Source organism: Streptomyces sp. SPB074, from assembly GCF_000154905.1.
In the GTDB taxonomy this organism is placed as follows: domain Bacteria; phylum Actinomycetota; class Actinomycetes; order Streptomycetales; family Streptomycetaceae; genus Streptomyces.
In genome coordinates this window covers 4,184,714-4,186,346 of sequence record NZ_GG770539.1, presented here as the reverse complement: position 1 = coordinate 4,186,346, position 1,633 = coordinate 4,184,714, and the positions used below count along the sequence as shown (strand labels likewise).

Annotated in this window: 2 protein-coding genes; both read right to left on the bottom strand. The window is 72.7% G+C overall.

Annotation, left to right across the window (positions count from 1 at the left end):
- Positions 1-200 (bottom strand): hypothetical protein (locus SSBG_RS34875; RefSeq protein ID WP_037870035.1); only part of this gene is annotated, 200 nt, incomplete at its 3' end.
- Between the two features lie 5 nt (positions 201-205).
- Entirely contained in the window at positions 206-1,225 is a 1,020-nt protein-coding gene (locus SSBG_RS17425) for an SMI1/KNR4 family protein (protein WP_008747411.1), read from the bottom strand.
- Between the last annotated feature and the right edge of the window lie 408 nt (positions 1,226-1,633).

Genomic DNA, 1,633 nt, shown 5'->3' with positions numbered 1-1,633 from the left:
AACGTCACCGCACGCCCGTCCCGCGCGATCACCCCCCGCTGACCGCCCCCGTCCGAAGGCCCCGCCTCCGCACGATCCTCCGCCCACACCACGAACCCGAGCCCGAACTCCCGCACCCGCACCTCACGGTGCTGATAGCGCGGCACGTCCCCGTTGATCCAGCGCTCCCCGCGCTCCTGCGCCTGCGCGAACGTCACCACGCCACTCACTCCCCCACCGGGACCACACGCGCGAACCCACCGTCCACCATCAACCGCGCCACCGTCTCCAGCTCCGGCGGATTCCCCGCGAGCCGCGACAGGAACACGTCGAAATCCTCACCACACGGCAGCAGCAACTCCCGCACCCGCTCCGCCACACCCAGCCCGTCCCGGTCCCGCGCGTCGTCGTACGGGCAGAACCACACCGAACCCGTCCCCTCACCCCGCACCTTCACCACCAGGAGCCCGCCCTGCACGAAGGCCACCCCCAGATAGTCCTTCGTCACATGATCACGCAAGCACTTGTTGACGTACGCCAGATCATTGACCGCCGCCTCCTCACGCACCGTGAAGAACGGCTGGTCCACCAGCAACCCCAGCTCCGCGTCCAGCGCCACCCCCACCGGCGCGCACCCGCCCCCCGCCTTCAGGAACGAGCGGTACGCACCCGGCAGGCGGTACCCCAAGTCCTCCTCCAGCGCCAGGACCTGCCGCTCCTCCACCGCCACCAGCTCACGCGGCAGACCGAAATGCGCCGGCCGCGTCTGCTGCAACGGCCGCGTCCCCCGCCGCCCGTGCTCCACCCGCGCCGTCGCCAGCCCCCCGTGGTGCCGCAACAACGCCTTCACCTCCACCGGCACCAGTTCCAGCCGCCGCCCGTCCGCCACGTGATGCCACGTCCAGCCGTGCGGAGTCGCCACCGGGGGCAAGCCCTCCCACAACGCGTCACCCGAAGCCGCCATCGCCGCGTTCGCCGACACGTAATCCGTCAGCCGCAACTCGTCCACACCGAACCCCGACGGCGGCTCCGCGATCTCCACGGCCGCCCGCGCGTACGGCGTGAACACCGGCCGCCCCCCACCGTCCACACCGACACCCGCCGGATACCGCGCCGCCCGCACCGGGTCCGGGAAACGCACCGACTGCCCCGCGTACGCCGCGTTCGGAGGCACGCCCCCCGAAGAAACCGCCCGCGCCGGGGAACCCCCCGCGGGCGTCCCCTCGCCGAGCCGACCTGTCGTCATCGCGGTAGCCCCCTGCACCCTCGCCGACACCAACACCAACACCAATGGACACCAACCGGACACCGCGCCGGAAGCGGTCGCCCCAGCCTATGCGGTGGCCCCCACCCCGCCACAGGGCCGACCACCCCGCAAGGCCCCCGCACACCGCCCCCACAGCCCCACCCGACTGCCCCCACGACCCGCACCCACCGCCCCCACACACACCCCGTGCGAAGCTGTAACCCCGGCAGGACACCCCCAGCACCACCCGGAAGCGCACGTTTGGCAGGCTGTCAGCGCTCTCCAGGACCGGCCCGCACGCCACCCGGCCTGCCCGGGAGAACACCACGGGGGAAGGCACGGAGGGGAAAGCACGCCATGCACACCGCACAACCAGGCCCCGAGGCCACCGCGCACAGCACCCCCGCG

What these genes read in the sequence shown, in the direction of transcription:
- SSBG_RS17425 (WP_008747411.1), bottom strand. Translation starts at nt 1,225, where the DNA reads ATGACGACAGGTCGGCTCGGCGAGGGGACGCCCGCGGGGGGTTCCCCG.